Here is a 20,740-nt window from a genome sequence, read left to right as displayed (position 1 = left end):
GGGCTAGCTGCCCGGCCTTTTTTGCGTTCTGAAAATCGTTCGAAAGAGCACCGCTGTCCAAAAGCCGAGCGAGACGGACAGTACGCCACCGCCAGCAAAGGACAGAGCGGTGACCAGGCGGAAGCTTTCGTCTTCGATGTTGTGCAGATACAGCGTCGTCATCAGAAACAGAGCGCTGAACACGCCGAGGGATAGTTCGTGCCAGCGAAAGCGCGACGCAAAGATCAGCCCGTAACAGACGAGCCAAACGGGTGTGAACAGGATCAGAAATGTCAAAAACCAAAAGTGATAGTAGAGATGGTAGGCGATCATGCCAACCAGCGCGTAGCTCATCAGGACGATCGTACAGAGCAGCCCGGCCCTCGCGCTCTGACGCCAAAGCGGATGTGCGATCCCCATCTTTTTGCGCGGAGGGCGAGGGTTGGAGTTGGACATGTGCGAGTTGGGCGCGTGTGATCCGCCATCGCCAGAGCGGATGGCCGCGGCAAAGGAGGGGGACGTTTGCAGCCATTTTTTAATCGCGTTCATCGTATAGGTCACCTCAAAACATTTGAAAAGCTGTACCGATTCATAGTTTTGGTACAAGTCTGGGCGGGCAGAAGGTTTTTTATACTGCCCTCTTTAGAATTACTCGAAAAATCTTGAAACATGTTACTTCTTTGTCGGCGCCTTGCGAATGGGACGTGCCGGCTGTGCGGCAGATAAAAGTGGAATCTTTTTTCGGCAACTCTATATATTTTAGCGAGAGGCTGTGAGAGATTGATCCGCACAGACGGAGGGGGAGTCACGCATGGTCAAGATGATCGCCTTGTACAAACATCCAGAAGATCTGGAAGCGTTCAACCGGCATTACTTTGGCACGCATCTGGAGCTAAACGGCAAGACGCCTGGACTGGTCAGAAGCGAAGTATCCAAATTTTTCGATCTGCGGGGTGGCCAGCCGGAACACTATCTGATGTGTGCGATGTACTTCGAATCGCTCGACGCGCTAAAAGCTTCGTTTAAAACGCCGGAGAGCAGAGAGGCGGCGGCAGATCTGCAATCGTTTGCGGAGGGGCTGGTCACGTTCGCGTTTGCAGAAGTGTTGGACGAACTGAGGTAGAAAGGAAGTTTCGCTCATGTATGAGACGATCTTGTACAAGTTGCAAGATGGTGTGTTGACGCTCGCATTCCATCGTCCCGATGTTTTGAACGCCTACAACCAGCAGATGGGGGACGAACTGGCAGATGCGCTGCAGAGAGCGGATACGGATGATGCGGTTCGCACCGTCGTGCTCACCGGCACGGGGCGAGCGTTCTGTGTCGGGCAAGATCTTGCGGACCGGGCGGATCTCGGCGCAGGCACCGATCTCTCCGCTTCGGTTCGCGAGCGATACAACCCGTTGATCGTGCGGCTGCAGATGATGCGCAAGCCGATCATCGCTGCTGTCAACGGGGTGGCGGCAGGTGCGGGCATGTCGTTCGCGCTGGCCTGCGACCTGCGCATCGCCTCAGATCGGGCAAAATTTACGCTGGCGTTCAGCAAGATCGGGCTGGTGCCCGACTCGGGAGCGAGCTATTTTTTACCTCGTCTCGTCGGGACGGGAAAGGCGATGGAGTTGGCGTTGACAGGTGAGGTGATCTCCGCGCAGGAAGCGCAGGCGATCGGCATGGTCAACCGGGTGGTGGCAGCGGAAGAGCTGGAAAGTGTGGTCGAGGAGCTGGCGACTCGGCTGGCGAAAGGTCCGACCTTTGCGCTCGGCTTGACGAAGCGCTCGATCTATCACGGGTCGGAGAGCGACCTTTTCAGCGCGTTGGAAACGGAAGCGAAGTATCAAGGATTGGCGGGGCGGAGTGAGGATTTCCACGAAGGGGTGCAAGCGTTCTTTGCAAAGCGCACACCCGAATTTCGCGGGCGCTGAAGCTTTTTGGCATCTCGTTTGCAGGAGGGCCAGCGCGTGCGCTCCGCTCAGCTCGGACAGGGAGGTAGCGTGAAGGATGGGTTTGCTCGAACAGGAAAAAGAGCAGCAGTTGCTCAGAAAGATCGCCGACGGCGAGACGATCGAGTCGGTGGAGGAGATGACAGAGGAGTACAAGGAGAACCTGATCCATCTGATGCTGATGCAGGCAGACTCGGAGGTTGCCGGCGCGTTCGGCTATGTGCCGTGGATCATGAAAGCGCCGACGACTGCGGAGATGCTGTCTGTCGCAACGATCGCCAAAGATGAGGTTCGGCACGGTCGGGTGATGTATAAGCTGTTGCAAGAGCTCGGCGTCGACGTGGATGATCGGGTGAAAGGGTTCGATTTTACCTTGCGCGTCGGCGATGAGGTGGAGCTCGGGGTGACGCGGGCGGCACAGGATGATCGCGTGAACATCTTCTACTATCCGATCAACACGTGGTATGACTTCATCATGTTCAACGTGCTGATGGATCGGGGGGCTGGGCATCAGCTGGAGGATTCGGAGCTTTCGTCTTACGGCCCGTGGCGGCGAGTGATGGAAGGGATCATGAAGGAAGAGCTGATGCATGTGGCACACGGCGATGCTTGGCTGGTTCGCCTGGGGAGAGATCCGGATCATCGCGAAGCGGCACAGGAGGCGCTCGATCGCTGGTTCCCGCGCGTGATGAACATTTTTGGCAAGCCCGATTCGAAGCGCAATCAGATCTACCGCAAACTCGGCTTGAAACGGCGAGACAACCATGAGGTGCGCCTGGCGTTTCAGGAGGATGTGCGCAAGGTGGTCGAGCGCGCAGGACTTGTCATGCCCGATTGGACGCCCGATTGGGAACGATTGCAGGAAGATGCGACGATCAGCGGCTGAGGGCGGTGTGAACGGCCTGCGAGGCGGAGGGGAGATACCGACGATCTGGGTATCTCCTTCTTGCTGGCCGCAGGTAGATGGGAGGTGGAAGGATGATTCATAAAGGGCTGACCGTCGGGGAAGTGGTGCGAACCGTTCCCGAGGCGGTCGAAGTTTTTGAGGAGCATGAGCTGACGTTTTGCGCTGGCTGTTATGTGACGCTCTTTTCCACGCTCGAACGGGCGGCAGGCTATGCGGCGATCAAAGATTTGGATCGGATGATCTTCGATTTGCAAGCGCTCGTCGAGCGCTTGCAGCAGGTGCGCGATCGAGAGGAGGGCGCTCATGAAGGCGTTTGAGCATCCGCTCGGGGTGATCGGTGCAGGGACGATGGGGATCGGGATCGCACAAGCGGCAGCACAGGCCGGCTATGAGGTGCTGCTGTACGATCTGAGCGAGGAGACGCAAAAGCGTGCGCTCGGCAGCCTGCGGGAGCGGTTGGAACGGCAGGAGCAGGCGGGCAAGCGACCAGCGGGCGAGAGCGCGGCTGTGATCAGGCGCATTCGGCCGATCAACGAGCTGGAGCAGCTGGCGCAGGCAGTGCTGGTCATCGAGGCGGTGCCAGAGGAGATGGCGCTCAAACAGGAGCTGTTCGCCCAGGTGGAGCGCGTCGTGTCAGACTCTTGCGTGCTGGCTTCCAACACATCCTCGCTGCCGATCACCGCGCTTGCGGGCAAGTTGGAGCGACCGGAGCGAATGGTCGGACTGCACTTTTTCAATCCGGTGCCTTCGATGCGGCTGGTCGAGGTGATCGAAGGGTTGCGAACGGGGGAGCGAGCGCTGTGGCTGGCAAGCCTGTTTGCCGAGTCGCTGGGGAAGACGACCGTAAGCTGTCAGGACACGCCGGGGTTTTTGGTCAATCGGGTGGCGCGGTCGTTCTATGGGGAAGCGCTGCGGCTGCTGCAAGAGGGCGTTGCTGACGTGGAGACGATCGACCGGCTGGCGATGGAGGAAGGGCGTTTTCGAATGGGGCCGTTTCGGCTGATGGACCTGATCGGGATCGACGTGAATCTGGCGGTCAGCCAAAGCCTCTATGAGGCGACCTTTGGCGAGCCCCGCTATCGCCCCAACCCTGTGCAGGCCCGCTTGGTGCAGGCAGGTGCGCTCGGACGAAAGGCGGGAAGGGGGTTCTACCGCTATGATGACTAGTCGGGTCCTTCTGCTCGGGGACGGTGTGGTGGCGAGGGACTTGGATCGCGAGCTCAGCAGTGCCGACTGTCTGGTGACCTCTTGGGTGACGGACGAGCTGCCCGCAGGCAGAATGGGGAGCGGGCTGTCACAGGTGATCGAGCTGATGCAGACGGTGGAGATGCGGCAGTTCGATGTGGTGATGATCTCCTCGACGTCAGCACGGGAGCTGGTGCGGGAGATCGTGCGCGAGGTGGAGCGGCGAATGGGAGCGGAAGCGCTGTTGCTCGCCTCGGCGATGTCGCTCTCGGCGACGGAGATCGCCTCTTGGTGTGCCCGTCCGGAGCGAGTGGTCTGCTTCGGCTTTGTGCCACCGCTTGACGGCGTGGCGGCGGTGGAGCTCGCGCGAGGTCGGCAGACGGGCGATCTGGCGCTTGGGCGGGCGATGTCGTTTTGGTCATCGACGCTTCGGCGCGAGGCGGTGTGCGTGAAGGACAGCGCAGGGCTGGTGATGCCGAGAGTGGTGGCGATGATCGTCAATGAAGCGGCGTTCGCCCTGATGGAGGGCATCGCGACCAAAGCAGAGATCGACACGGCGATGAAGCTCGGCACGAACTATCCGTTCGGGCCGCTGGAATGGGCCGATCAGATCGGGGTGGGTCAGGTGGTGGCAACCCTGCAGGGCGTGTATGCAGAGCAGGGGGAAGACCGCTACCGACCTGCTCCGCTGCTGTTAAAAATGCGGCTGGCCAACGATCGATTTTATCGGAGCGAGGAGGGAGCGGATGATGCCGATGCGCGAGGCGGTCATTATTGATGCGCTGCGAACGCCGATCGGTCGGTACGGAGGAGCGCTGAAAACGATGCGACCGGACGACTTGGCTGCGCAGGCGATCTCCGCGCTGGTCGAGCGAACAGGAATCGACCGGAGCGAGGTTGACGATGTGATCTTCGGCTGCGCGAATCAGGCGGGTGAGGACAATCGCAATGTGGCGCGGATGGCGTCACTTTTGGCAGGGCTTCCGGTGACGGTACCAGGGATGACGGTGAACCGATTGTGTGCGTCTGGGCTAGAGGCGGTCAACGCGGCGGCGAGGATGATCGTGGCGGGAGAGGCGGAGGCGATCATCGCCGGCGGTGTGGAGTCGATGACCCGAGCGCCTTTTGTCATCGGCAAAGCGGAAGGGTCGTTTGCGCGCGGGATGCAGATGTTCGACTCGACGATCGGCTGGCGATTTATCAACCCGCGCCTCGCGGAGCTCCACCCGCCCTATTCGATGGGAGAGACGGCCGAACATGTGGCGGAGCGCTGGGGGGTGACGCGGGAGGAGCAGGATCGGTTTGCTCTATTGAGCCACCAACGTGCGATCCAGGCGATCGAGGCGGGCGAATTTGCTGATGAGATCATTCGGATGCGCGTTCCCGATCAGCAGGGCAACCTCGCCTGCTTCGAGCGAGACGAGCATCCGCGAGCAGACACGTCGCTCGAAAAGCTGGCCCGTCTGCGCCCCGCCTTTCGGGAGGGCGGCTCGGTGACAGCAGGAAACTCATCCGGCCTAAACGACGGAGCGGCTGCCGTCTTGGTGATGTCGCGGGAGCGAGCGGAGCGGCTGGGAATGAGACCGTTGGCGCGCTATGTGACCTCTGCTGTCAGCGGAGTCGATCCGGCGGTGATGGGGATCGGCCCGGTGATCGCAGTGCGAAAAGCGCTTGCCCGCGCAGGTCTCACCGTGGAGCAGATCGATCTGTTTGAGCTCAACGAGGCGTTTGCGGCACAAGTGTTGGCTTGCGTTCAGGAGCTTGGCATACCGCTTGAAAAAGTGAACCCAAACGGCGGCGGCATCGCGCTTGGACATCCGCTCGGCGCGACAGGTGCGCGGATGGTGGCAACACTGTTGCATCAGATGAAACGAAAGGGCAATCGCTTGGGAGTGGCGACGATGTGCGTCGGCGTTGGTCAGGGCGTGGCGACCGTGTTTGAGCGAGCTTGAGCTGGAAAGCTTGATTTGGAAAGCTCGATCTGGAAAAGGAGAGCGGTGGATGGAGGTCTTTGCACATTCGGATGTTCAAAGGCGGATGAGCGTGAGAGGTTCGACCTCGATGTTAGGCTTAGCCGACCTGAGGATTCAGGAGCGAGCTGATCGCTTCCCGTTCGTGCTGTGCGGCTGGACACCGCGTTGGGCGGGCGAGCTGCGAAGCGATCCACATCATCTGGGCTCGCTGGAACGATCGAGAAAAGGGGGGGGGGGGAGAAGCGGTGAGCATCTTTGCGGAGATGGCCAAGCATGGTCATGAGCAGATTCACTTTTTTCAACATAGGAGCACAGGTCTGAAGGCGATCGTCGCCCTGCATGACACGACGATGGGCCCGGCGCTTGGCGGCTGTCGGATGCGGCCATACGAATCGGAGGAAGAGGCGCTTTTTGACGTCTTGCGGCTGTCCAGAGGGATGACCTATAAATGCGGCGTGGTCGATGTGGACAACGGCGGGGGAAAAGCGGTGCTGATCGGCGATCCTGACACGGCTAAATCACCTGAGCTGTTTCGCGTGTTTGGGCGCTTTGTGGAAGGGCTTGGCGGGCGTTTCTATACGGGGACAGACATGGGGACGACGCCGCAGGACTTTGTGCATTCGCAGCGCGAGTCCTCCCGCTTTGTCGGTCTGCCCGAAGAGTATGGTGGATCGGGAAACACGGCAGTTCCCACCGCGCTCGGCGTGGTCGAAGCGATCAAGGCGACGGCGAAGTGGCTCTTTGGCGATGCGGACTTAGGTGGGAAGCGGTTTGCGGTGCAAGGCGTGGGAAAGGTGGGGGCGCTCGTCGTTCAACATCTGGTCGAGGAAGGCGCAGCGGTGTATGTGAGCGATGTGCACCGGCCGAATGTGGATCGGGTGGCGGAGCGGGTGCCGGCTGAGCAATTTTTAGGAGCGATCGCACCGGAGGAGATCTATGACTTGGAGGTCGACATGTTTGTACCCTGCGCGCTGGGGGCGATCCTCAACGATCGGACGATCGAGCGGTTGCGCTGTCGAGCGGTGGTCGGCTCGGCGAACAACCAACTGCTCGATGTGCAGCGGCATGGCGCGATGCTGCGGGAGCGGGACATTTTGTATGCCCCCGATTATCTGGCCAATGCGGGCGGGCTGATCCAGGTCGCCGATGAGTTGAAAGGCGCGGTGCCGGAGCGCGTTTATGCGAAGACGAAAGGGATATACGGGATGCTGTTGCAGGTGTATGCGCTCGCAGCTGAACAGCAGATCCCGACCAGCATCGCGGCAGATCGTCTGGTGGAAGAGCGGATTGACCGGGTCAAGGAGTTGAAAAACGTACGGGTGTGAACGTGCGATGCGGAAGTGGTAGAACGGAACGTGTAAAAAGCCCCGCTCCTCCCAGCGATCTGTGGAAGAGCAGGGTTTTTCCGTCTGGGAATTAAGGGTGGAAGAGGAAGCTCGCGCATGGGAGCAAGATGGTTCAATTGAGCGTGCGTAGGGGGTTGCGGCGTGCACGGGCGTGCATCCGCTCAGTCGTTGCATGATCTGTCAGGATGATCAGCCCAGCATCAGCTTTTGCTGCTGAAGTTTGAGATGGAAGAGATCCAGCTCCTGCCTGTTGACTTGGCTGTGCAGCCAGTTGAGATCGACCTTATGGTTGGAAAGCTGTTCATTGAAGCGCTGAAGATCTTGTTTTGTCGCCATGTTGTTGCGAATGTCTGAAGTGTCTCGCTTCTGTTTGGCTTGGAGATCTGCGATGTCCGCTTTGAACTCTGTGCGAAGACCTGTGATGTTCGATTTGAGTTCCTTGCGGAGATCGGCGACATCTGCCTTTACTTGTGTGACCTCTGTGCGGAGATCCGCGACTTCAGCTTTTACCTGTGCTACCTCTGTGCGAAGATCGGCGACTTCGGCTTTTACCTGTGCTACCTCTGTGCGGAGATCCGCGACTTCAGCTTTGACCTGTTTGACCTCTGTGCGAAGATCAGCGATCTCTGCTTTTACCTCTGTGCGGAGGTCTGCGATCTCGCCCTTTAGCTCCGCATGAAACTCATGAAGCTTTTTGTCGAGCCCTTTGATCTGTGCGCCTTGAACCTCTGTTCGATCGATCAGAGTGACGAGCATCTGCCGCATCTCCGATAGCATCGACTGTTCAGTCTCTGTAAAAGACAATCGTGTTCACTCTCCTGTTTGATCGTCAGGTGACGTCCCCTGCAACACAAGCCTATCATGTCGCTTACACTGTAAACAACAATAAAAATTCACAAGTGCGAAAGCGGAGTCTTTCTCAAGTTGAGGAGAGATTTTTGCGCGGGGGCGCGCATATATAGGAACGGAGGGGGGACAAGTTGATGAACCGGACAGAATGGAGTCGGGCTGAGCGCATGGCGCTTACGCCTGAACGATTGACCGAGATGTATTCCTGGATGATCACCATCCGTCATTTTGACCGTCGAGCGGTGCAGTTGCAACGCTCCGGTCGGCTGGGCACCTATGCGCCGCTGGAGGGGCAAGAAGCGGCACAGGTCGGGTGCGGAGTGGCGCTTGAAAAAGGGGACTGGCTCTTTCCCACCTATCGCGAACATGGCGTTTCGATGGTGCACGGCCTGCCGCTCGCCACCATCCTGCTCTATTGGAATGGTCGCCCTGAAGGCTGCATTCCACCGCCAAACGTAAACATCTTCCCGATCGCCGTACCGATCGCCACCCAACTGCCGCACGCTGTAGGTGCTGCATGGGCGAGCAAACTGCGTGGGGAAGATGCGGTCACCGTCGGGTTTCTCGGCGACGGCGCGACATCGGAAGGGGATTTTCATGAAGCGATGAACTTTGCCGGGGTGTTCAAACTGCCGGTGATCTTTTTCTGCCAAAACAACGGCTATGCGATCTCCGTCCCGCTTCACAAACAGACTGCGACCGAGACGCTCGCCGAAAAAGCGACCGCCTATGGAATGGAGGGCGTGCGCGTCGATGGGAACGACCTGCTGGCCGTCTATCGAGCGGTGAAGGCGGCGGCAGACAAAGCGCGGAGTGGAAAAGGTCCTACCTTGATCGAGGCGGTCACCTACCGCTATGGCTCGCACACCACCGCGGATGATCACACTCGCTATCGAACGGAGGAAGAGGTGGAAGCGTGGCGAGCGAAAGACCCGATCGAGCGCTTGAAACAAACGTTGCAGGAGCACGGCATCTGGACGGAAGAGCTGGAGGCGGAGCTGTGGAAAAAGGCGGACGAGCAGGTGCAAACTGCGATCGACGAGATGCTCGCAGCGCCGCCTGTCGATCCCGATCGCCTCTTTGACCACGCCTACGCGACGCTGCCCGCGCATCTGCAAGCGCAGCGAGCCGAGATGCGCGCGCTCTACAGAAGCGAAGGTGGTGTGTGAGATGGCAAAGTTCAACTTGATCCAAGCGATTCAGGATGCGCTTCGCGTCGCTCTGCAGGTGGACGAGCGCGTGCTGGTGCTCGGGGAGGATGTTGGCGTGAACGGCGGGGTGTTCCGCGCCACAGAAGGTTTGCAGGCTGAATTTGGCAGCCTGCGCGTCATCGACACCCCGCTTGCTGAAGCGGGGATCGTCGGCGCGTCTGTCGGGCTTGCGGTCAATGGAATGCGCCCGGTGCCAGAGGTGCAGTTTGCAGGCTTTCTCTACCCGGCGGTCGAGCAGATCGTCTGTCATGTCTCGCGGGTTCGGACGCGCTCCCAGGGGAGATTTTCCTGTCCGCTGGTCATCCGCGCTCCCTACGGCGCGGGCATTCGCGCCCCCGAGCTTCACGGGGACAGTCCCGAGGCGTTTTTTGTTCATCAGCCGGGGTTAAAAGTGGTCTGCCCCTCCACGCCATACGATGCAAAAGGGCTGTTGCTCGCGGCGATCGCAGACCCAGATCCGGTGCTTTTCTTTGAGCCGATGCGAATCTATCGGGCGTTTAAAGAGGAGGTGCCGGAGGGGCACTACACGGTGCCGATCGGTCGTGCGAACATCGTGCGCACGGGGAAAGACCTGTCGCTGTTCGCTTGGGGGACGATGCTTCGCGTCTCGCTGGAAGCGGCCGAGCTGGCCAAGCAGCGGGGGTGGGAGGTGGAGGTGGTCGATCTGCGCACCTTGTCGCCGCTCGATCGGGAGACGATCCTCGCCTCCGTACAAAAGACGGGGCGCGCGCTCGTCGTCCACGAAGCGCCGAAGACCGCTGGACTGGGAGCGGAGATCGTCTCGCTGATCAACGAGGGCGCGTTGCTCTCTTTGGAGGCGCCCGTCTTGCGCGTCGGCAGTTACGATGTGCCCCAGCCGCTCTTTTCGCTCGAAGATATTTGCGCGCCCGACGCGCGGCGCATCCTGCACGGCATCGAGCGCGTGATGACCTATTGAGGAGGTGTTCGGATGGCAGTCTCATTTAAACTTCCCGATATCGGCGAGGGCATCCACGAGGCGGAGGTCGTCCGCTGGCTGGTGCAGGAGGGCGATCAGGTGCGGGAGTTCGATCCGCTGGTCGAGGTGCAGACAGACAAAGCGCTGGTCGAGCTGCCCTCCCCGCTGAGCGGACAAGTTCGGGAGATCAAGGCGAAGGCGGGGGAGCTGGCGAGGGTTGGTGAGGTGCTCGTCATCCTCGGCGAAGCGGAGGCTGTGCAGGAGCAGGCCGATCGGGCAGAGGTGATCTCCGCGCCGATCCTGACCGCTGGGCGCGTTCTCGCAACACCTGCCGTTCGACAGCTCGCCCGCGACCTGATGATCGACATCAGACTCGTCAGCGGCAGCGGCGCAGCTGGACGCGTGACAAAAGAGGACCTGCTGGCACATCAGCGCGCACAGCAGGAACAGCGACTGAGCGACGCCGAACGAGCGGAGGAAAGCTGTCGATCAACAGCAGAAGAAAGCGTCAGATCACAAGCGCTGCCGAGCATCGATACGATGACACCGACGACCACCCGCGTCCCGCTGCGCGGGCTGCGCCGCACGATCGCCGAGCGGATGACCAAGGCGGCGTTCACCGCTCCGCACGTCACTTCGATCGACGAGGTGGACATGACCGAACTGGTGTCGCTGCGCAGGCGGATGAACAAACTGCTCGAACCGAGCGGGCAGAAGATCACCTACCTGCCGTTCCTGCTAAAAGCGTTGCTGATCGCGCTGAAAGAGCACCCGTACCTCAACGCCCAGCTGGACGACGAGCGCGGCGAGATCGTCCTGCGCTCCGACTACAACATCGGCATTGCGATCGATACGCCAGACGGTCTGATCGTGCCGGTGCTGAAGGGGGCTGAGCGGAGGTCGCTCCTTGAGCTGGCGACAGAAATCGGGCGGCTGATCGAACTGGCCAAGCGGCGAGCGCTCGCCGTCGAGGAGATGCGCGGAGGAACGATTACGATCTCCAACATGGGGCCGCTCGGCGGGCTTTTTGCCACCCCGATCCTGAACTATCCAGAGGTGGCGATCCTCGGGGTTCATGCCATGCAGGAAAAAGCGGTCGTCTATCAAGGAGAGATCGCGATCCGCACGATGATGTACCTGTCGCTCTCGTTCGATCATCGCGTCATCGACGGTGCGGAAGCGGTTCGCTTTACCAACCGGATCAAGCGACTGCTGGAACATCCAGACCTGCTCGTTTTGGAGATGGGGTAAGGGGGTGCGGAGATGGTCGTAGGAGACATCGCGCAAAACGTGCAAACGGTCATCATCGGCACCGGCCCCGCAGGCTATGTGGCCGCCATCCGCGCCGCCCAGCTCGGCCTTGAGGTCGTGCTCATCGAGCGGGGAGAGGTGGGCGGAATCTGCTTGCATGCAGGGTGCATCTCGTCGAAAGCGCTGATTCAGGCAGCCAATGCGATCGGCACCCTCGCCCAGGCGACTGAGATGGGTGTCGAGCTCGAACGGCACGCGTTCAACATGCAAAAGCACCAAGCGTGGAAAGCGAGCATTCAGCAAAAGCTCACCCGCGGCATCTCCGCGTTGCTCGCCGCAAACGGCGTCACCGTGGTCAAAGGGACAGCGCTGTTCATGTCGGAAGATCGCATCGCCGTCGAGACGGAGCAGGGGATGGAGTATTACCGCTTCGAGGCGGGCATCATCGCCACCGGCTCGCGTCCGCAGCCTCTGCCCAATCTGCCGTTCGATGGTCTGCACATCCTCTCCTCCACCGAAGCGTTGCGGTTGACCGAACTGCCGAAGCGCCTGTTGATCATCGGCGGTGACTGTATCGGGCTTGAGCTCGGCACCGCCTTTGCTAAGCTGGGCACAGAGGTGATCATCGCTTGCTCCGAGTCTGACATCCTCCAAGGCTTCGATCATTCGCTCGTTCAAATCGTGAAAAAAAACATGCGCCGCGCGGGCATCACTTTGCTCACCCAAGCGGAAGTCTGTGGGCACACGATCGAGGAGGGAACTGTCTGTGTGACGTTGCAGCAAGGCGGAGTGGAAAAAAAGATCGCTGCTGACAAGGTGCTCGTCACCGTCGGACGCCGTCCGAATACAGAAGGGCTCGACCTCGACCGCGCCGGGCTCTCGACGGACGAGCACGGTTTTCTGACCACCGACCACCAAGGCCGGACAGCCAACCGGAACCTCTTTGCGATCGGCGATGTCACGCATGGGCCGCTGCTCGCACACCGAGCGAGCAGAGAAGGGATGATCGCGGCAGAAGCGATCGCAGGTCGCAACAGCGCCAAAGACATGGCTTGCATGCCGACCGTGCTGTTCACCGACCCGGAGATCGCGACGGTCGGCCTGACAGAAGCGGAGGCGCACGCGCAGGGAATCGCCGTCACCGTCGGGCAGTTTCCCTTTGCGGCCAGCGGTCGGGCGCTGACCCTCGGGCGGGGAGAGGGATTTTGTCGCATCATCGCGGAGCAGGATAGCAGAGTTGTGCTCGGCGTACACATCGTCGGAGCAGAAGCGTCCTCGCTGGTCGGCGAGGCGGCGCTGGCGATCGAGATGGGAGCGACGCTGGAAGACATCTCGCTCACCTTGCACCCGCATCCGACGCTGACCGAAACGCTGATGGAAGCGGCAGCCGATGCACAGGGAATCGCGATCCATGTCGCCAAGCGCAGGTAGCAAAAAGCATCTGTCTCACGAAGAGGCAGATGCTTTTTGCGTTTTGCTCATTTCCTCGTCACTTTGTTCTTGGCCGGGAACAAAAAGCGGATACAAGCTTCCAAGATAAATGCGCCGACAAAGGCTACCGCGGTCACCATGAGTAGGATGAGTAGAAAGTCAACAGGGTCGGTAGGCAAGATGTTGATCGCGAGCAGCAAAGAAAGCAGAACCCAGATGGCCAAAGGTCTGATCCATGTTCGATTCATCGTTTCTCCTCCGCGATTATTCATCTTTTCGTCAAACGAGGATGCACTATGTATAATACAGGATAGATGGGAGTTGTTGTAAAAATATTTCGAATCAACTTTTTACTTCGAGAGGTCGCTCTTGAAAGAAGAGCAACAGTCTGTATCCTTCAGCGTCTCTCAAATAGTATCGCTCAACATCGGATAAGGGAGAAGGGGTTCAGGAAATTTGCGGAAAACTGCGTGAATCCAAAATAAGGAGCAAAGGTCATACCTTTTCGAAAATAAGCCTTCCACAAGCAAAGCAGAAAAGCATCTCCGCCAAGATAAAAGAGCGCATGAGCCAACTAGCTCATGCGCTCTTTGCTTGCACGAATACGTTTCAGGCGACAAGTGACAAGTGACGAGCAAAAGGCGACAAATGTCACCTCGCCCGCTTACACCACAGACGCCTGCCGCAAGACCTTCCATCTGCTCCAGGCGAGGAGCGGAACCAATGCGACAATCGCTCCGGCCAACGCGTAGACGGAGCGCACGCCGATCCAATCGGTCAGCAAGCTCATCACCAGCACTGACAGCGTGTATCCGGTGTAGAAGACGGTCATCTTCGCGGAGAACACTTTCGGGAGCAGCCGCTCTTCAACTGTGCGCTGAATCAACGTCTGCTGGATCACTTCCTTCATCTGATTGGGCGGTCCCATCAGCAGGCAGAGCAGCACGGCGAGCCAAGCGATGCTCGTATAAGCAAAGAGGAGGTTGAGCGCGGCGAACACGGCGGAGCTGAGCACGAGCAGGGGCGCGAACTTGCGCTCCACCTGTTTCGCCCAGAGCGACACCAAGAGCCCGCCGAGCAACATGCCGCCCATGTACCCGGCGTTCAGGAAGCCGAACCACTGCTCGCCTTCGCCGAGCGCCTCCTGCACAAAGACCATCATCACCGCACCGACCCACACGCCGCCCGACATCACCTCGATCACATCCATGATCAGGATCGTCCGCAAAAGCGGCGTGCGCCAGAGCACCACCCAGCCCTCTTTCATCGAAGAGATCCCTGAGCTTTTCACGACGTGCTCTTCTGACGCTTCAGCCGTCCGCACAGGTTCGCGCACGCCGAACATCAGCAGCGCCGCAACCGCATGGAGCACAAAGCATACCCACATGCTCTCCGTGCCGCCCAGCGCAACGAAGACCACGCCGCCGAGCGCCCAGCCGGCGAGGTTGACCGTCTGGTCGGTCGAAGCGAGCCAGCCGTTCACTTTGACCAGCTCCGCTTTATCCACCAGGCGGGGGACGATCGCATTTCGCGCAGGGTTGGCTGCCGCATCGAGGATGGAGAAGAGCGCCATCAGCACGTACAAGAGAGGCAGCCAGCCTCCGCTGAGCAAACGATCCAAAAAGAGGGTCAGCAGCGCGAACAGCAGCGCTTTGCCCACTTGGGTGCTGACGAGCAGGCGCGACAGGCGAAAGCGATCCAGCACGAGCGGTGCAACCAGACCGCCGATCAGCTGTGCGCCCATCGTCACCATCGGGATCAGCGCGGTCAGCATCGTCGAGCCTGTCGCCTGATAGACCATCGCGATCAGCACCACCACATAGAGGACATCGGCCAGATTGGCCACTATCTGTCCAAACCATAAAAAACGAAAAGATGTTGCGCGTCTCATCATTTCCTCCCTGTCATCAATAGAAAGAGAGGAATGCGCATGCGCCGACCATATTCTGCTTCTGAGGAAAACTGCGCCCGATCTGGCTTCGACTCGCGGAGCATATCCACCTGAAAGCCGGCCTGCTGGACAGCGAGAAAATAATCTTCGATCGAACGATGATATTTCCGCACGCGATCGCCGAACCAGAGAACGTCCCGCGCCCCGGCGACAAAGTAATCATCGACCACCCAACTTCCCGGTTTGGTACCCTGACTTTCTTGACACGATGTGAGCAATGGGTGCTCGACCGAAAAGACCAGCCGTCCGCCGCTGGCTAGGCTCCTGCACACTTTTGTGAGTACGTGAACCAGATCGTCCACATAGTGAAGCGCAAGACGGGAGACGGCCAGGTCAAACTTCCCCGCTGGCAGTTCCATCTCCTCAAACGCTTGGTGCACAACGTGCGCATTCCCTTCCGTCAAGTTCTTTTTTGCCAACGACACCATTCGCATCGATGCATCGATCCCGTAGTAAGAGGCCGCGCCCTGCGCCAACAATTGCTTTCCGTATTGGCCATCGCCACAGCCGAGGTCGAGCACAGCAAGCTGATCGACCGAACCGATCAACGATTCGATGATCGGTTGTTCCAACACCGAGTTGGCGCTTTCCTGTCTGCTGCGAGCGCGCCAATATGCATCGAACACGTCAGGTTGATCAAAAAAGCTTCCACCATCTCTCACACGTTTGAATCCTCCGTATTCTCTGAAAAGTATCCCTATACTATACACGCCGAAAGTGTGTTTGCCAAGCTGACAGCCAAGAGCGCGATTACCAGTTCATTAGAATTATTCCAGCCTGCTTCCTCGCTGCAATCTGTTGTATTAGAAAATGTTGACAAGCAGGAATCGCTTTCGATCTGCCCGTAGTGCGAATGACAGTTTTTGTGCTACACTGGAGAATATGACTTTTCGAGTAAGGAGACTTTAAGATGCCAAAGTTTAAGAACTTCGCAGCCCGCAAAGGGGTTCAAGACCGTGCGAAAAACAACCAGATGGTGAAGATTGCTCGTCAGATCATCGTTGCCGCGAGAAACGGTGGCCCTGATCCAAATGCGAACTTTAAACTGAAAGGCCTGATCGCCAAAGGTCGTGCGATCAACATGCCGATCGACAACATCGAGCGCGCGATCAAAAAAGGCTCCGGCCAGCTCGAAGGCGAGTCCTATGAAGAGATCCGCTACGAAGGGTACGGCCCAGGTGGCGTCGCGGTGCTGGTGCACTGCTTGACCGACAACCGCAACCGCACAGGGGCGGAGGTCAGAGCGGCGTTCAACAAGCGCGGTGGTTCGCTCGGCGAGCCGAACTGCGTGGCGTGGATGTTCGATGAAAAAGGCGTCCTGACGCTCGATCGCACCGAATCTGATCTTGAGGAAGATGCGGTGATGATGGCTGCGCTTGAAGCGGGTGCAGAGGACATGGTCGTCTCGGAGGAGGAGTTTGAAATCTTGACCGCTCCGTCCGACTTTGAAAGTGTGAAAAGCGCTCTGGAAGAGCAAGGTTTTTCCTTCGTCAACGCCGATGTGCAAATGGTGCCCAAGAACACAGTCAACGTCGCCGGCGACGATGCGAAAAACATGCTCAAACTGCTCGAAGTGTTCGAAGACAACGACGATGTGCAAAACGTCTCGACGAACATGGAGATCGACGACGCAGAGATGGAACTCCTGCAGGGCTAGTTGAGTGTAAAAAAGCGGTTTGCCACTGGGCAGACCGCTTTTTTGTGCCTGTCTGGCTGATGAGATGAATCGAAAGCGACCGATCGATGACACATAAAGTGAAATGTGCAAGCGAACTGTAGAGAATCTCTTGATTTTTTCCGCAACTTCCAGTATAGTTTCAACAATATTTGGCAGAAATGAGGAATTGGTATGCAGACATTTCTACCGCAACATTTGACGATGCGCCATCCGGTGCTAAACGATGCGAAGGCGGTGGCCGATCTGCTCATCGCCCACTCGATCGCCGAGTACGGAGAGCCAGAGTACTCCGAAGCGGAAGTGCTCGATGAGTGGAAGCGCAAGGGATTCGATTTGAATCATGATGCATGGATGGTCGAAGATCAAGCGGGTCAGATCATCGCCTACGCCTGCCTCTACAAGGGAATCGGGGATGTGACCATCCTGCCTGAGCACTGGGGACGCGAGCTCGATCAAGCTCTTACCGTGACGGTGGAAAACCGCCTGAGAGAGATGGGCGGGTCGGATCAGCAGCTGCCGATCAAACGCTGGATCAACGGAATGCGCAACGAGCAGGTTTTGCTGATGGAAGAGCTCGGGTATGCGGAAGAGCGTCACTTCTATCGCATGGTGATCGATCTGGCGGAGGCTCCACCGGAGCCTGAGTTGCAGGAAGGGCTCATCCTTCGACCGTTCGTCCTCGGTCGTGATGATCGCCAAGCTTATGAAGTGCGCAAAGCATGTTTTCAGGATAGCTGGGAGTTCAACGACATTCCTTTTGAGGAGTGGATCGAGGCAGCCGTTCAAAAATCCACCTTTGATGCTTCGCTGTGGGTGCTTGCCGAACTGGACGGCAAGCCGGTGGGACATTCGCTCAATGTGGACTATGGGGACACGGGGTGGATTGGGAATCTTGCGGTGCTGCCCGATTTCCGCCGCCAGGGAATTGCCAAAGCGTTGCTTCAGCATAGCTTCGCCGAGTTTTTCCGGCGGGGAAGAACGAAAGTCTCGCTCGGGGTGGATGCTAGCAATGCAACGGGAGCGACTTTGCTCTATGAAGCGGTGGGCATGCGCCAGACCCGCTACTACACCTGCTTCAAAAAAATGCTCTGAGCGCGCGAACTCGATCTGATGGCCACTGCGCAGATTATTGCTCGATCTGGTCATCGCACAATGAGGGAAGCGACAGCCTTGAAACGCGTCGATCTGCTGTGCTAGAATGATCTTACAGAGTATGCGTACAATAAAAAGAGACCCTAGGTGCTAGTAACACCTAAGGTCGTTTGCACAACAGATACCCCAAAAGGGTGTCGGCTCAACGTGTTGACATAGAAGAGACCTCTCCTAGCCGTCGAAGCTCAAGGGAGGTCTACTTCTTTTTTAGTAGGTTGAGTATGGCGACCATTCCCACAGATAATCGATCGAGGAAGAGGTGTTGCGGATGATGAAACTGAGCTTGATGCACCGCGTGGTGGACACGGTGGATGAAAACTGGCAAAGCCCGCTGGCGGAGCAGATCCTAGCGCGTTGGGAACACGATCCTGGCACTGCCCAATATTATCGGGCAAGCGCAAATTTTATCTTCATCTTTAAAAATGCGGGAAAATTGCATTTTCTTCGTTTTAACGAGCGTACGGAGCGAGCGAAAAAGCTGCTCGAAGCGGAGTTAGAACTGCTCCATGCACTCGACGAACGGTCGTTGCGCGTGTCGCGACCTGTAAAATCGCTGCACGGGCGAGAGGTGGAGGAAGTTCAAACGGAGTGGGGAACGTTTTACGCAGTCGTCTTTGAAGCTCTGTCAGGGGAACATCCAGATGCGGAAGAGCTTCGCCCAGAACAGTATGCAGCGTGGGGAAAAGAGCTTGGTAAACTCCATCAGGCGATGAAAGCACTGCCGGAAGAACTTTCTGCGCAGCGACCTTCGTGGCGCGACCATCTGGCGTTTGTGAGCGAGATGATCCCACCTGACGATCAGGCTGCCAGAGAGAAGTTGGGGCAACTCCTGCACTGGGCTTCGACGCTTCCGACGACTAAGGAGAACTTCGGATTGATTCACTATGATTTTGAGCTGGACAACCTTCGCTTTGCGGGAGAGGAGATCGGCATCCTCGACTTTGATGACTGCTCTCGCTACTGGTATGTGGCAGATCTCGCGTATGCGCTTCGCGATCTTTTCGAGGCGGGCGGATTTGATCGGTCGCATCCGCTGTTTCTCGCCTTTCTGTCCGGGTATCGGTCAGCCACGCAGATCGACCCCAACTATGAACAGCAGATCCAGCAGTTTTATGAACTGCACAACTTGGTCATGTACGCCAAGCTATTGCGCGCAGTCGACCTCTCCGATTCGCAAGATCATCCGGAATGGCTTGCCAATCTCAACAAGAAGCTGGTCGCCTATCGCGCGCGCTGCCATGCGAAGTTTGCGAGCAATTCCTAACCAGCACGCCCACAGGTTAAACGTTCACGATCACACAAGCAGAGGTGAGTCAGCATGAAATACGAGATCACAAAAAGCCATCGCAGCAACTATCCCAACCCGATCACCCTTTCCAAAGGTCAGGTCGTCCGCGTCGGTAAACGATATGAGGGGCCTGAGAACTGGCCAGATTGGCTCTATTGCACGACGCTCGATCAGACGCTTAAAGGCTGGGTGCCCGAGCAGATCATTCGACAGGAGCAAGAGGTAGGCGTGATCTTGGAAGCGTACACCGCCAAAGAGCTGGATGTTGAGGTTGGCGAAGCGGTTGTGGGCAGCCAAGAGCTCAACGGCTGGGTATGGTGTCAGAAGCTGAGCGACGGTGAGGAAGGCTGGGTGCCGCAGGAGAATATGAGCCCGCTTGCCGATTCGGAAGACATACAGCATGCGCCTTGCACATAAGTTTTAGTGAGGTGCCTGTCAGCCGCTCTTACCCGTCAGGCTCTCGTCAACCGAATCGAGCGATCAAAGGGGAGTAGCTTGCAGGCAGCCGATCTGCCTGAGACAAAGTCGTCATGACGAGGTGTGAGAATACCTCCGGCTTTGTTAGACCTTGCGTTGAGCGAGACCTTTGCCAAACGGTGGCAGAGGTCTCTTTTCTTTTCTCCCCGGTTGGACATTCTGTAAGGTTGTGAAAGGAGCGATTCTGCCGTGTTCGATTACATCTGGGCACTCTTTTCGATCATCATCATCGATCTGGTCGTATCGGGCGATAACGCGATGGTGATCGCCCTCGCCTCTCGCCGCCTTCCCGAACAGCAGCGCAAGCGAGCGATCTACTGGGGGACGGTCGGCGCGATCGGGCTGCGAGTATCGCTGACGGTCGTCGCCGTCTACCTGTTGCGAGTGCCGCTCCTGCAAGCGATCGGAGGTGCCTTTCTGCTCTGGGTGGCGATCAAACTGCTCGTCGACAATTCGCAAGCAGAAACGCCAGTCAAAGAGGGTACAACGTTTGGAGCGGCGATCCGCACGATCATTCTCGCCGATCTCATCCTGTCGCTCGACAATATCTTTGCGGTGGCGGCGGCGGGAAAAGGGCATCTCTCGCTCGTGCTGATCGGGCTTGGCATCTCCATTCCGATCATCATCTGGGGATCGCAAGCTATTCTCAAGCTGGTCAATCGCTACCCGATCTTGATCTATGTCGGGGCGAGCGTGCTCGGGTGGACGGCGGGCAAGATGCTGGTGGAGGACAAATGGCTCGCTCCGCTGTTCGACGTCGCATTCTTGGAATATTTGATTCCCGTGTTCACGACCCTCTCTGTCGTCCTGATCGGCAGGTGGTGGTCAGCCCATCACAAGCCGATTCAAACTTGACAGCCTGTGCGAATGAAGGTGGAGAAGATCGGCCAGCGATTGCGGATCGCATCTTCGAGCTCTCTGTTTGGGCGCACCGCCCTGTACACGCCCGCATATGCTGGAAGAGCTAGAAGTCGGGCGACAGGAGGGGAAGCGATGTGCAGAGCGGCCGCAAACGGTGTAAGAAAAAGGGCGAGTGTCGCGGCAAACTGTCAGATCACCCGCCCGTCCGTGATGCATTCGAACATCTGCGCGAGCGCAACCGCGCTCTGATCCGTCGGATGATCGACCTTCGCGCCACCCGTCAGGAAAGCGACCCTGTGCCAATGCTTGAGGGGAAATCGGCGA

The 20,740-nt window shown here is 58.2% G+C and carries 24 protein-coding genes and 1 riboswitch; of the genes, 19 read left to right on the top strand and 5 right to left on the bottom strand.

The window, feature by feature from the left end:
- Positions 1-3: 3 nt before the first annotated feature.
- Positions 4-528: a hypothetical protein gene (locus tag ACFSOY_RS19350; protein ID WP_386049500.1), complete on the bottom strand. Its 525-nt coding sequence runs from the start codon at positions 526-528 to the stop codon at positions 4-6.
- Between the two features lie 262 nt (positions 529-790).
- On the opposite strand from ACFSOY_RS19350, the gene ACFSOY_RS19345 reads away from it, so the two are divergent.
- The 9 genes from ACFSOY_RS19345 to ACFSOY_RS19305 all read left to right on the top strand — a co-directional run bounded on the left by ACFSOY_RS19345 (position 791) and on the right by ACFSOY_RS19305 (position 7,309).
- Positions 791-1,102 carry an EthD family reductase gene (locus ACFSOY_RS19345; protein ID WP_386049499.1) on the top strand — a complete coding sequence of 104 codons (312 nt, stop codon included), beginning with the start codon at positions 791-793 and terminating at the stop codon, positions 1,100-1,102.
- 16 nt (positions 1,103-1,118) lie between these two features.
- On the top strand, positions 1,119-1,901 hold the full coding sequence (locus tag ACFSOY_RS19340) for an enoyl-CoA hydratase-related protein (RefSeq protein ID WP_386049497.1): 783 nt from the start codon (positions 1,119-1,121) through the stop codon (positions 1,899-1,901).
- A gap of 76 nt (positions 1,902-1,977) precedes the next feature.
- Complete coding sequence (locus ACFSOY_RS19335; RefSeq protein WP_386049496.1) at positions 1,978-2,805, top strand: 1,2-phenylacetyl-CoA epoxidase subunit PaaC; 828 nt, start codon at positions 1,978-1,980, stop codon at positions 2,803-2,805.
- A 92-nt stretch (positions 2,806-2,897) separates the two neighbouring features.
- On the top strand, positions 2,898-3,143 hold the full coding sequence (locus ACFSOY_RS19330; protein WP_386049495.1) for a hypothetical protein: 246 nt from the start codon (positions 2,898-2,900) through the stop codon (positions 3,141-3,143).
- Positions 3,130-3,993, top strand: a complete 864-nt coding sequence (locus ACFSOY_RS19325) for a 3-hydroxyacyl-CoA dehydrogenase NAD-binding domain-containing protein (RefSeq protein WP_386049494.1) — start codon at positions 3,130-3,132, stop codon at positions 3,991-3,993. The genes ACFSOY_RS19330 and ACFSOY_RS19325 overlap by 14 nt, the downstream gene beginning before the upstream one ends.
- On the top strand, positions 3,983-4,789 hold the full coding sequence (locus ACFSOY_RS19320) for a 3-hydroxyacyl-CoA dehydrogenase family protein (RefSeq protein ID WP_386049493.1): 807 nt from the start codon (positions 3,983-3,985) through the stop codon (positions 4,787-4,789). The genes ACFSOY_RS19325 and ACFSOY_RS19320 overlap by 11 nt, the downstream gene beginning before the upstream one ends.
- Positions 4,767-5,963, top strand: coding sequence for a thiolase family protein (locus ACFSOY_RS19315; protein WP_386049519.1), 1,197 nt, complete (start codon positions 4,767-4,769; stop codon positions 5,961-5,963). The genes ACFSOY_RS19320 and ACFSOY_RS19315 overlap by 23 nt, the downstream gene beginning before the upstream one ends.
- Positions 5,964-6,012: 49 nt before the next feature.
- Complete coding sequence (locus tag ACFSOY_RS19310; RefSeq protein WP_386049492.1) at positions 6,013-6,267, top strand: hypothetical protein; 255 nt, start codon at positions 6,013-6,015, stop codon at positions 6,265-6,267.
- Positions 6,230-7,309, top strand: coding sequence for a Leu/Phe/Val dehydrogenase (locus tag ACFSOY_RS19305; RefSeq protein WP_386049491.1), 1,080 nt, complete (start codon positions 6,230-6,232; stop codon positions 7,307-7,309). Before ACFSOY_RS19310 ends, ACFSOY_RS19305 begins: the two co-directional genes overlap by 38 nt.
- A gap of 210 nt (positions 7,310-7,519) precedes the next feature.
- On the opposite strand, the gene ACFSOY_RS19300 is transcribed toward ACFSOY_RS19305, so the two are convergent.
- A complete protein-coding gene (locus ACFSOY_RS19300; RefSeq protein ID WP_386049489.1) occupies positions 7,520-8,134 on the bottom strand; it encodes a hypothetical protein in 615 nt (204 codons plus the stop codon).
- A 179-nt stretch (positions 8,135-8,313) separates the two neighbouring features.
- Here ACFSOY_RS19300 and pdhA point away from each other — a divergent pair, with 179 nt between their 5' ends.
- From pdhA to lpdA, 4 genes are read left to right on the top strand one after another with little or no spacing between them, the layout of a single operon-like run.
- Positions 8,314-9,348: a pyruvate dehydrogenase (acetyl-transferring) E1 component subunit alpha gene (gene pdhA, locus ACFSOY_RS19295; protein ID WP_386049487.1), complete on the top strand. Its 1,035-nt coding sequence runs from the start codon at positions 8,314-8,316 to the stop codon at positions 9,346-9,348.
- 1 nt (position 9,349) lies between these two features.
- The gene (locus ACFSOY_RS19290; protein WP_386049485.1) at positions 9,350-10,327 is read left to right on the top strand and encodes an alpha-ketoacid dehydrogenase subunit beta; all 978 of its coding nucleotides are present in this window, start codon (positions 9,350-9,352) and stop codon (positions 10,325-10,327) included.
- A gap of 12 nt (positions 10,328-10,339) precedes the next feature.
- On the top strand, positions 10,340-11,578 hold the full coding sequence (locus tag ACFSOY_RS19285) for a dihydrolipoamide acetyltransferase family protein (RefSeq protein ID WP_386049484.1): 1,239 nt from the start codon (positions 10,340-10,342) through the stop codon (positions 11,576-11,578).
- A 12-nt stretch (positions 11,579-11,590) separates the two neighbouring features.
- Entirely contained in the window at positions 11,591-13,009 is a 1,419-nt protein-coding gene (lpdA, locus tag ACFSOY_RS19280) for a dihydrolipoyl dehydrogenase (protein WP_386049482.1), read from the top strand.
- A gap of 47 nt (positions 13,010-13,056) precedes the next feature.
- Here lpdA and ACFSOY_RS19275 read toward each other — a convergent pair whose 3' ends face one another.
- The 3 genes from ACFSOY_RS19275 to ACFSOY_RS19265 all read right to left on the bottom strand — a co-directional run bounded on the left by ACFSOY_RS19275 (position 13,057) and on the right by ACFSOY_RS19265 (position 15,622).
- A complete protein-coding gene (locus ACFSOY_RS19275) occupies positions 13,057-13,257 on the bottom strand; it encodes a hypothetical protein (protein ID WP_386049480.1) in 201 nt (66 codons plus the stop codon).
- A gap of 416 nt (positions 13,258-13,673) precedes the next feature.
- On the bottom strand, positions 13,674-14,900 hold the full coding sequence (locus ACFSOY_RS19270) for an MFS transporter (RefSeq protein ID WP_386049478.1): 1,227 nt from the start codon (positions 14,898-14,900) through the stop codon (positions 13,674-13,676).
- Positions 14,900-15,622 (bottom strand): class I SAM-dependent methyltransferase, encoded by a 723-nt coding sequence (locus ACFSOY_RS19265; RefSeq protein ID WP_386049476.1) that lies wholly within the window; start codon positions 15,620-15,622, stop codon positions 14,900-14,902. The genes ACFSOY_RS19270 and ACFSOY_RS19265 overlap by 1 nt, the downstream gene beginning before the upstream one ends.
- A gap of 248 nt (positions 15,623-15,870) precedes the next feature.
- Here ACFSOY_RS19265 and ACFSOY_RS19260 point away from each other — a divergent pair, with 248 nt between their 5' ends.
- From ACFSOY_RS19260 to ACFSOY_RS19235, 6 genes are all read left to right on the top strand, one after another.
- Positions 15,871-16,617, top strand: a complete 747-nt coding sequence (locus tag ACFSOY_RS19260; RefSeq protein WP_386049474.1) for a YebC/PmpR family DNA-binding transcriptional regulator — start codon at positions 15,871-15,873, stop codon at positions 16,615-16,617.
- A gap of 192 nt (positions 16,618-16,809) precedes the next feature.
- Positions 16,810-17,730, top strand: a complete 921-nt coding sequence (locus ACFSOY_RS19255) for a GNAT family N-acetyltransferase (RefSeq protein ID WP_386049472.1) — start codon at positions 16,810-16,812, stop codon at positions 17,728-17,730.
- Between the two features lie 328 nt (positions 17,731-18,058).
- Positions 18,059-19,054 (top strand): phosphotransferase enzyme family protein, encoded by a 996-nt coding sequence (locus tag ACFSOY_RS19250; RefSeq protein WP_386049470.1) that lies wholly within the window; start codon positions 18,059-18,061, stop codon positions 19,052-19,054.
- 54 nt (positions 19,055-19,108) lie between these two features.
- Positions 19,109-19,495, top strand: coding sequence for an SH3 domain-containing protein (locus tag ACFSOY_RS19245; RefSeq protein WP_386049468.1), 387 nt, complete (start codon positions 19,109-19,111; stop codon positions 19,493-19,495).
- Between the two features lie 56 nt (positions 19,496-19,551).
- Positions 19,552-19,688: riboswitch (yybP-ykoY riboswitch) on the top strand.
- A 56-nt stretch (positions 19,689-19,744) separates the two neighbouring features.
- Positions 19,745-20,410: a TerC family protein gene (locus ACFSOY_RS19240; protein ID WP_386049464.1), complete on the top strand. Its 666-nt coding sequence runs from the start codon at positions 19,745-19,747 to the stop codon at positions 20,408-20,410.
- Between the two features lie 140 nt (positions 20,411-20,550).
- Positions 20,551-20,740, top strand: a 190-nt coding sequence (locus ACFSOY_RS19235; protein WP_386049462.1) for a hypothetical protein, incomplete at its 3' end; no start/stop codon positions are given.

Origin of the sequence: Tumebacillus lipolyticus, assembly GCF_042682745.1 — a bacterium.
Classification (GTDB): Bacteria; Bacillota; Bacilli; order Tumebacillales; family Tumebacillaceae; genus Tumebacillus_A; species Tumebacillus_A lipolyticus.
The sequence above is the reverse complement of the archived record's forward strand: the minus strand, read 5'-3'. Positions and strand labels throughout refer to the sequence as shown.

Coding starts and splice junctions, on each gene's coding strand:
- ACFSOY_RS19340 (WP_386049497.1), top strand. CDS start 1,119: ATGTATGAGACGATCTTGTACAAGTTGCAAGATGGTGTGTTGACGCTC.
- ACFSOY_RS19310 (WP_386049492.1), top strand. CDS start 6,013: ATGGAGGTCTTTGCACATTCGGATGTTCAAAGGCGGATGAGCGTGAGA.
- lpdA (WP_386049482.1), top strand. CDS start 11,591: ATGGTCGTAGGAGACATCGCGCAAAACGTGCAAACGGTCATCATCGGC.
- ACFSOY_RS19270 (WP_386049478.1), bottom strand. CDS start 14,900: ATGAGACGCGCAACATCTTTTCGTTTTTTATGGTTTGGACAGATAGTG.
- ACFSOY_RS19260 (WP_386049474.1), top strand. CDS start 15,871: ATGCCAAAGTTTAAGAACTTCGCAGCCCGCAAAGGGGTTCAAGACCGT.
- ACFSOY_RS19285 (WP_386049484.1), top strand. CDS start 10,340: ATGGCAGTCTCATTTAAACTTCCCGATATCGGCGAGGGCATCCACGAG.
- ACFSOY_RS19330 (WP_386049495.1), top strand. CDS start 2,898: ATGATTCATAAAGGGCTGACCGTCGGGGAAGTGGTGCGAACCGTTCCC.
- ACFSOY_RS19315 (WP_386049519.1), top strand. CDS start 4,767: ATGCGCGAGGCGGTCATTATTGATGCGCTGCGAACGCCGATCGGTCGG.
- ACFSOY_RS19250 (WP_386049470.1), top strand. CDS start 18,059: ATGATGAAACTGAGCTTGATGCACCGCGTGGTGGACACGGTGGATGAA.
- ACFSOY_RS19345 (WP_386049499.1), top strand. CDS start 791: ATGGTCAAGATGATCGCCTTGTACAAACATCCAGAAGATCTGGAAGCG.
- ACFSOY_RS19325 (WP_386049494.1), top strand. CDS start 3,130: ATGAAGGCGTTTGAGCATCCGCTCGGGGTGATCGGTGCAGGGACGATG.
- ACFSOY_RS19290 (WP_386049485.1), top strand. CDS start 9,350: ATGGCAAAGTTCAACTTGATCCAAGCGATTCAGGATGCGCTTCGCGTC.
- ACFSOY_RS19275 (WP_386049480.1), bottom strand. CDS start 13,257: ATGAATCGAACATGGATCAGACCTTTGGCCATCTGGGTTCTGCTTTCT.
- ACFSOY_RS19335 (WP_386049496.1), top strand. CDS start 1,978: ATGGGTTTGCTCGAACAGGAAAAAGAGCAGCAGTTGCTCAGAAAGATC.
- ACFSOY_RS19245 (WP_386049468.1), top strand. CDS start 19,109: ATGAAATACGAGATCACAAAAAGCCATCGCAGCAACTATCCCAACCCG.
- pdhA (WP_386049487.1), top strand. CDS start 8,314: ATGAACCGGACAGAATGGAGTCGGGCTGAGCGCATGGCGCTTACGCCT.
- ACFSOY_RS19320 (WP_386049493.1), top strand. CDS start 3,983: ATGATGACTAGTCGGGTCCTTCTGCTCGGGGACGGTGTGGTGGCGAGG.
- ACFSOY_RS19255 (WP_386049472.1), top strand. CDS start 16,810: ATGCAGACATTTCTACCGCAACATTTGACGATGCGCCATCCGGTGCTA.
- ACFSOY_RS19350 (WP_386049500.1), bottom strand. CDS start 528: ATGAACGCGATTAAAAAATGGCTGCAAACGTCCCCCTCCTTTGCCGCG.